General features: G+C 49.6%; 7 protein-coding genes and 1 pseudogene. All 8 read right to left on the reverse strand.

From position 1 onward, the window contains the following. Positions 1-9: 9 nt before the first annotated feature. Positions 10-861, reverse strand: a complete 852-nt coding sequence (locus AC6R10_RS14600) for a CheR family methyltransferase (RefSeq protein ID WP_500656464.1) — start codon at positions 859-861, stop codon at positions 10-12. Next, positions 846-3,248 carry an aerotaxis transducer Aer2 gene (aer2, locus tag AC6R10_RS14605; protein ID WP_500672681.1) on the reverse strand — a complete coding sequence of 801 codons (2,403 nt, stop codon included), beginning with the start codon at positions 3,246-3,248 and terminating at the stop codon, positions 846-848. The genes AC6R10_RS14600 and aer2 overlap by 16 nt, the downstream gene beginning before the upstream one ends. A gap of 45 nt (positions 3,249-3,293) precedes the next feature. After that, positions 3,294-3,761 (reverse strand): chemotaxis protein CheW, encoded by a 468-nt coding sequence (locus AC6R10_RS14610; RefSeq protein ID WP_334553032.1) that lies wholly within the window; start codon positions 3,759-3,761, stop codon positions 3,294-3,296. Next, entirely contained in the window at positions 3,761-4,300 is a 540-nt protein-coding gene (locus AC6R10_RS14615) for a chemotaxis protein CheW (protein WP_487902464.1), read from the reverse strand. The genes AC6R10_RS14610 and AC6R10_RS14615 overlap by 1 nt, the downstream gene beginning before the upstream one ends. A 9-nt stretch (positions 4,301-4,309) precedes the next feature. Next, positions 4,310-6,454, reverse strand: a complete 2,145-nt coding sequence (locus AC6R10_RS14620) for a chemotaxis protein CheA (RefSeq protein ID WP_500672682.1) — start codon at positions 6,452-6,454, stop codon at positions 4,310-4,312. A 37-nt stretch (positions 6,455-6,491) separates the two neighbouring features. Beyond that, positions 6,492-6,851, reverse strand: a complete 360-nt coding sequence (locus AC6R10_RS14625; protein ID WP_334553027.1) for a response regulator — start codon at positions 6,849-6,851, stop codon at positions 6,492-6,494. Further along, on the reverse strand, positions 6,844-7,143 hold the full coding sequence (locus AC6R10_RS14630; protein WP_500627343.1) for an STAS domain-containing protein: 300 nt from the start codon (positions 7,141-7,143) through the stop codon (positions 6,844-6,846). The genes AC6R10_RS14625 and AC6R10_RS14630 overlap by 8 nt, the downstream gene beginning before the upstream one ends. 347 nt (positions 7,144-7,490) lie before the next feature. Continuing rightward, positions 7,491-7,975 (reverse strand): annotated as a pseudogene (locus AC6R10_RS14635) (tRNA(Met) cytidine acetyltransferase); the annotation flags it as partial.

Genomic DNA, 7,975 nt, shown 5'->3' on the forward strand with positions numbered 1-7,975 from the left:
AACCGCTTCCTACTTTTTGACATAAATTGTATGACCGAGGTGATGAAAGCAATCCACTCCATCAGGTAAGCTCTCCGAGTGGCCTAAAAACAGCACCCCATCAGGGGATAGCTGTTGATAAAAGCGTTTGAGCAATCGCGCCTGCGTTTTTTTGTCGAAATAGATCATCACGTTACGGCAGAATATGACATCAAAGCTCGCTGTAAATGGCCAAGCTTCAAGCAAGTTGAGTGGTGAAAACTGTACGTGATCCATCAGTCGCTGTTTGACTTTGATCTGGCCGCTTTGGCGTCCCACACCTCGAACAAAGTTCCCCTTTAGATAGTGCTTAGGAATAGAGTTGAGTGCCTCATCACTGTAAATGCCAAGTTGCGCCTTCTCGAGTACCGCAGTATCTAGGTCTGTCGCAACAATCACGACTTCGTCCAACTGACCTTTGCGTTCAAATGCCGCAAGTGAAGCGGCAATGCTGTAGGGCTCCTCACCACTAGAGCAGCCCGCGGACCACACCGCGACCTGCTTTTTGCCTTGCTCTTGCCACTGGCGACTGAGCACCTGCTCCAAAAATTCAAAATGGTGGTACTCACGGAAAAACGACGTTTTATTGGTCGTCAAACAATTGATGAAAGTGACTCGCTCCTGGCGGTCATTCTCAATCAACGGGCGATACTCTCTAAAACGGCGTAGCCCCAATCGGCGCAACTGACGACTGACGCGGCCATAGACCATAGCACGCTTCTGATCCGAGAGAAAAATGCCCACGTGTTTATGCATAAACCATTGGATAAAGTGAAAATCTTTATCCGTGAGCTCAAACTCTTGCTCGGGTAGTGTCAATTCCGTGTTCAAAATTCTTCCCATTCGTCGCCTTCCTCTTCCACCTTAAATGCCGTGTTGCTGGCTTTGTTGGTGCGAATCTCTCTGACGTTATTTTCGTTAGGGGCTTTGTTGCTGCGCGAATCAAAGCTGGCCACTTTGGCGTCGGTCACAAAGAAGTTCATAAGATTGAGCAACTCTTTGCCTTCATCTTTGAGCGATTGGCTGGCGGCTGAGGTTTCTTCAACCAGCGACGCATTCTGCTGTGTCATTTCGTCCATCGTCGCAACGGCTCGATTGATCTCATCAATGCCAGTCGATTGCTCCACACTGGAAGAGGCAATCTGTTCAATCAACTGGTTGACCTTCTCCACCGCTTCGACAATTTCACTGAGTGTGTCGCCAGACTCACCCACTAAGCGTGAACCTTCATCGACTTTCTCCACACTGTCTTTGATAAGGCCCTTGATCTCTTTGGCCGCCGCCGCACTGCGCTGCGCTAGATTGCGCACTTCACCCGCGACAACAGCGAAACCGCGCCCTTGCTCGCCAGCGCGCGCCGCTTCCACCGCTGCATTAAGTGCTAACAAGTTGGTTTGAAAGGCAATTTCGTCTATGACGCCAATGATGTCGGAAATCTTTTTACTGGCCGAGTTAATGTCAGCCATCGCAGAAACCGCCTGGCCAACCACTTGGCCGCCTTTGGTGGCTTTTTTCGTTGCATCCACGGCCAATTCGTTAACGCCTTTCGCGTTGTCGGCATTTTGTTTCACCGTTGCTGTCATCTGTTCCATGCTCGCCGCAGTTTGCTCGAGATTCGCGGCTTGAGCTTCCACTCGTTGACTCAAATCGTTGTTACCTTCGGCGATCTCTGATGAGGCGGTAGCAACGCGCGCCGAGGATTGCGTGATCTTATCCACCATGTCGCGCAAGTTGAGAATCGAGGTATTGACCGATTGAGACAATCGACCCAGTTCCCCGTTATTACTTTCGGGCATCGTCGTATTAAGATTCCCTTTTGCCACTTGGCTCATCACATCAATGCACTGCCCTATCGGTGTCACCATAGTGTCGAGTAGGCTATTAATGCCATCCCCCAACTCTTTCATAAAGCCGCTGTACACACTGGTGTCTATCCGCTCTTGCAGCTCACCGGCGATCGCTTTTTGTATCAAAGACTCGACCTGACGCTGCCCATCTTGTTGTTCGGTAATATCCACCCACTGTAAGGCAGGGCCGATGTACTTACCCTGACCATCTTTCATGGCAATACAGGTCAAATTAAACTCTAGCCCTCCGACCGCAATATTAGAGCTAAATGGTAGGCGGTCAGGGTTAGCAATGATGCTCTTTTGATGGGCGGGTTTTTTATGGAATACATCGATGTTACGACCAACTAAATTACTGGCATCAAAGCCGGGAAGTGCTTGCCTTAGCTCCGCTTCACGCGATTTGAGCAAAGTGAGCAAAGCCGGGTTGACGTAAGTAATCACCCCTTCCATATCGGCCATCATTAGATTCGTCGTCATGCCCGCCACCGCAGAGGCGAGGCGCCCAATCTCTTCTTCTTTTGCCCGCTCATCGGTGACATCGCGCCACTCTAGCGTATTGCCAATGTAAGCCCCTTGGGCGTCGTGTATGGCGGCGACGTTCAACTCAATCTTCAAATCACCAATGGTGATATCGGTGCTGTAAGGTAAATTGTTCGGATCGGCCAGCATCTTGCGCTGATGTGCGGGGTTTTGATGAAACTCATCAATACAACGCCCCATAAGCCATTCCGCACTTGCGGTAAATCCAGACCATACCGAGCGCAGCGTCGCCTCATGCTGGCGAAATAAAGTCAGCGTCTCTTTGTTGATGTAGGTGATCAAAAAGTCTCGGTCAATCATCACCATGGCGGTTTGCGCTTGGTCAACAGCGGCTTGGAGTCTCGCAATGTCTTGGCTTATCTGCTCAGACTGCGTGACATCAGACCATTCCAAGGTATTACCAACATACTGCCCTTTGGCATCTATGATGGCGCCGACATTGAGTTCAATCCTCACGTCTTTGACAGAAATGGTCGTGGTGTAAGGTAAATTATTGGGATTGGAAAGAAGTTGGCGCTGGTGGCTTGGGTTAGCGTGGAACGCATCAATACAGAACCCGAGTAACTCATCTTCGTTTGCCTTAAAACCCGGCCACATTGATTGAAACAGCGCTTCATGGTGCTTAAGTAGTTCCAGAGACTTCTGATTGAGATAGGTAATCTTGAAATCACGATCAATCATCATCAGCGCGGTTTGCGCCGCATTCAGTGCAGACATGAGTTGCTCTTTGGAAATGCCGCTCTCTTGCTCCACATCCAGAGTAAAGTCTTGAGTCAACGTGTCTTCCGTCGGGGTTGAAAATTGCTGAGCTTGCTCTGCCTTTCTGTTCCAAAATCCCATACCTGTCCCTCTTCTTGCCATGCTCTATTGTTATCAGTGTTTGCTTTAGACCCAGCTCTCATGTTGAGTCAGTTCAGAAAGCTTTTCGACATCCAATAAAGCTTCCATATTCAGTAGGATGAGGTGACCTGCTTGCACCGAAGCGAGCCCCCGAATAAAACGCTGGTCTACCCCCATCGACACTTTAGGTGGTGCCTTGATGGCCTCGTCACTGAGGGGATACACCTCTGACACCGCATCAACCATGATGCCAAACGGGTTGCCTTGACCATCACTCAACACCACGACGACCGTCACGTCGGTCAGCTCGGTTTTGCCCAGACCAAGACGCATTTTGAGGTCAATGATGGGTAAGTACTCACCGCGAATTTCCCACACGCCTTTGAAATAGTCTGGCGAGTTCGGGACTTTGCGCACAGGCGACCAGCCCCGTAGTTCTCGCACATCTAAAATCGGCACGCCGTATTCGTCATCTTGTAGGGTGAAACTTAAAAACTCATGTCGGGTTTCCATTACTTAGCCCTCAAGATTTTGTCCATGTTGAGCAGCTCGTGGGTATCAAGCAGGGACATCACCTGCTCGCCCACATTCATCAACCCAACCAAATAGGGTGTCACAGCCGTGTCGCCGACACAGGGATGAAGGGTTTTGTCGTCTTGCGCTAACACATCGCTGACCGCATCCACCACGATGCCCATCAAGCGCTCGCCTTGATCACCCTCTTCTCGCAATACAATCACAACGGTCGTCGGCAAGTATTGGCATTCACCTAACGAAAATCGTCGTCTTAAATCCGTCACTGGCACGATCATGCCGCGAATATTGATCACGCCACAGACAAATTCCGGGGCGCGAGGTATCGGCGTCGGCTTTTCCCAAACCCGAATCTCTTCGACATCCTTAATCGGCACCGCATACAACTCGTCAGCAAGCAGAAAGCTGAGAAAATCCGCGCTCTGCTCACCAAGCTCTTCGCTGTATTGCCCAGACACTAGCGCCGCGTCTTGAGCGAGCGCGTCTGTATCTGGTTGAATGGCGGTCACTTGATTCATGATGTCTCCCTACGCCGCTAATCCGTTACTGCCCGCCGCATCAAGGTGGGTTTTCAAAAAGCCGGTGATTAATCCCTGAATATCCAAAATCAATGACACCGACCCATCCCCTAAAATGGTGGCGCCAGAAATGCCGGAGACTTTGCTGTAGTTCGACTCCAAACTCTTGATGACCACCTGTTGCTGCTCCAACAGTTCATCAACCAATAACCCAACGCGATTGCCTGCCGCTTCAACAAAGCACAATATGGGGTGCTCACTGGGCGTAGCGGGAGCCAGTTCAAGCTCGGATTGCAGATTCATGATAGGGATGCTTTCTTCGCGTAAGCGATACAACAACACGCCACCGGAAGCGCGTTTGATTTTGCTCTCATCCAAAGAGACCGATTCGATGATGGTCAGCAATGGAATGACAAACACTTGGTCGGCCACTTTGATCAGCTGACCGTCCAAAATCGCCAAGGTAAGGGGTAAGCTGATGGTGAAACGGCTGCCTTTACCCAGCTCGGATTCCACCTCGATGTGGCCGCCCAATTCTTCAATGTTGCGCTTGACCACATCCATACCCACGCCTCGCCCAGAAATATCTGAGACCGATTCCGCCGTCGAAAAACCGGGGGAAAAAATCAGGTTCATCACCTGCTGTTTGGAAAACTCGTCCCGGTTGGCATCGCTCGCGACAACGCCTTTTTCCTGCGCTTTTCTCCACAGCACATCGCAATCGAGTCCGGCGCCATCGTCGCATATTTGAATGATGATAGAGCCGCCTTGATGGAAAGCATTAAGCTCAATGATCCCAGCCTCGGGTTTACCTCGTTCACTGCGCGTTTGGCGTGACTCTATGCCGTGGTCAATGCCATTTCGGACCAAATGCACGAGCGGATCAACAATGCGCTCTAACACCGTTTTGTCGAGTTCCGTGTGCTCGCCCTTGATCACCAACTCCACCTGTTTGTCCAAGCGAGATGACAAATCTCGAACCAAGCGGGGGAAGCGACTAAAGGCAAAGCTCATTGGCAACATGCGAATATTGAGGACGTTATCTTGCAGCTCCTTGCTGTTTTGCAACAGCTGCTCGAGGCCAGCTTTGAGTTTATCCAGTTTGTCAGGGGTAAAATCGTTACCAATTTCCGTCAACATGGATTGCGTGATGACCAGTTCGCCCACCAAGTTGATCAAGCTATCGACTTTATCAATATCTACCCGAATGGAACCGACGCTTGACTCGGTTTTCGTCGGCTTGGACGCGGTTTTCGCTGGTGTATCAATGCTTGGTTTGGTTACGCTAGGTTCAGATTCAGTGGGGTCAGATGCAATTGGCTTAGGTGTAATGGGCTCAGACCCGGTGGACTTAGACGCCGTCGAAGCAGAAGAGATTGACTCAGATGGGGCGACTTCTAACGATGCCTCCTCAACCCCACGCTCACCACTTTCTGGTTTTCCTCGCATAATGATGAGATCGCACTCATCCTCTACCCATTCGAATATCTCGCTAATCTCTTCTTGCGCGAGCTGACCATCCATAACGAGATGCCATTTCAGATAACAGAGCTCCGCCTCCAGTTGCTCAATCATGGGTAAGGTGCTGGTGTCGACGCAAATCGACATGTTCGGATCCAGTTCATGACATTCGCGAAGGATGCGTAACGGGTCGTTGCCGCTAAAAAACAGTTCAGGATGGGGAGCAAACGTGATGTGGTAAGGTAGAGAACCCGCATCGGATGCCTCCGCCAATGACTCGTCGGGCTCACTTTCAACGCTTGGTTCGTCACCTAATAAGCGTTCTAGCTCCTGACTGATCTCAGTTTTTAGGTTGGATTCATTAGGGACGCCAGACTCGTGCGCCTCAAGCAACGAGTGTATGCAGTCAACACTGCGCAGCAAGAGATCAATGCTGGCGGGGGTTAATTGGCGCTCGCCATTACGCACCAGATCCAGATACGCTTCAACGGAATGAGTAAACTCGCTGATATCGAGCAAGCCAAACGTGCCGGCTCCGCCTTTAATCGAGTGGGCGGCGCGGAAAATGGTATTGATCTCTTCACTGTCGATGTTTGTGGCATCAAGGTTGAGCAACACCTGTTCGAGAGTCTCAAGGTTTTCCCGACACTCTTCATAGAACATCTTACGCAGTTGACCCATATCTAGCGACATACTTTCCCCTCAAACGCTCTCTGTTCTAAACCGCTGACTACAGCACGCGCTTCAATGTTTTTAGCAAGGTATCGGGATTGAATGGTTTCACTAGCCACCCCGTCGCACCGGCCTGTTTGCCCTGCAGCTTTTTATCCGCACTGGTTTCCGTGGTAAGCATGAGGATCGGCACAAATTTGTACTGCGGTTTCTCTCGCAGCGCTTTGACCAACTCAAAGCCGCCCATGTTGGGCATGTTGACATCGGAGATCACAACGTCAAACTTCGCGCTCATCACTTTATTCAACGCGTCTTTACCATCATTCGCGGTTTCTACCTCATAGCCGGCATCTTTCAGGGTGTGACTGACCATTTGTCTGATTGATACAGAATCATCAACAGCAAGAATTTTAGTCATGAGATCCATCTCCAACGTCTGAACTTAACTTCAATAAGTGTTGTAATCCCAAGGCGTTTGCTCCTTGTTTTAATGTGGCGCTCGGCTTGTCGAGTCGTATCTCGACTGAGTCGCGCTCTGCACTAAGAAAAAGAGAAACAAGGACCTGTAGGCCCGCAGCGTCGACTCGCTCCACATTCGAGGCGAGAATCACAAGCGAGCGATGATCTTGAAGCCACTGCTTAGATTCAGCAGCGACATTGAGCGCACTTGAGATATCAAGCGCATCAGGAAGTAGACAATCCTTTTTCATTGTTATTCTTATTTCCTAGCCACAAAACACTACGCACAAAGTTTTATATTGAGTTTAGGAAAGGTTCGTCATTTGGCAAATGTGACTTAACTTTTGATACAGCAAGTTGCCGTTAAAACTTTTGTCGCTGGGATAAAAACTATCGAAGATTTAGTGGGTTGCCGATGGAGGCTATTTGGGAAAAAATTCTTATTTTCTACTGTGTTTTATTGACTGGTTCTTTAGTACTAGTTCGAAAACGCGTTGAAGGTAGGGTGCTATAGAATGAGATTTTACAGTGTAAATCGACTCGATTGTGTGGCCGTTTACACTGTAAATTTATCGTCTATTTTACAGTGTAAATTCGACTAGCCAGAACATTGAGATAACCAAGTTTCTATATCAAGCCGAAGCTGAGCTTCGACCTGCTTTTTACCAGGAAAACCTAAAGCCAAGGCACACTCACTCCAGCTCTGTTTTTGCAATACCTTTCTTATCATCACATCGCTGAACGCCTCAAAACCGTGTGTGAATGCAAAACGATCGAGCATTGGCGCACAACTGTCATAACTCGCCCCACCTTTTGCATAACCCAACAGAAGCGCAGCCGTCCCAGTAGGGACAATGGAAGCATTAGTTTTTGGCGCCAAACTACGGACGACCTCAGTTTCAAGTTGGCGCAAACTGTCTGAGAGAGAATAGTGAAATTGCGTGGCGTAATGTTGTGCCACCTGTGCTAGCCACTCAGTATCGCCTTTGATCATAATGACTGAGTGCGTACCGCTGGCGCTGTCTCGTTGACTGCTCACTTTGATCGGTGCAAAACCAGCTTGGCGCCAAAACTTAACCAAAT

This window comes from Vibrio sp. R12-SG2-ISO1, assembly GCF_059834045.1.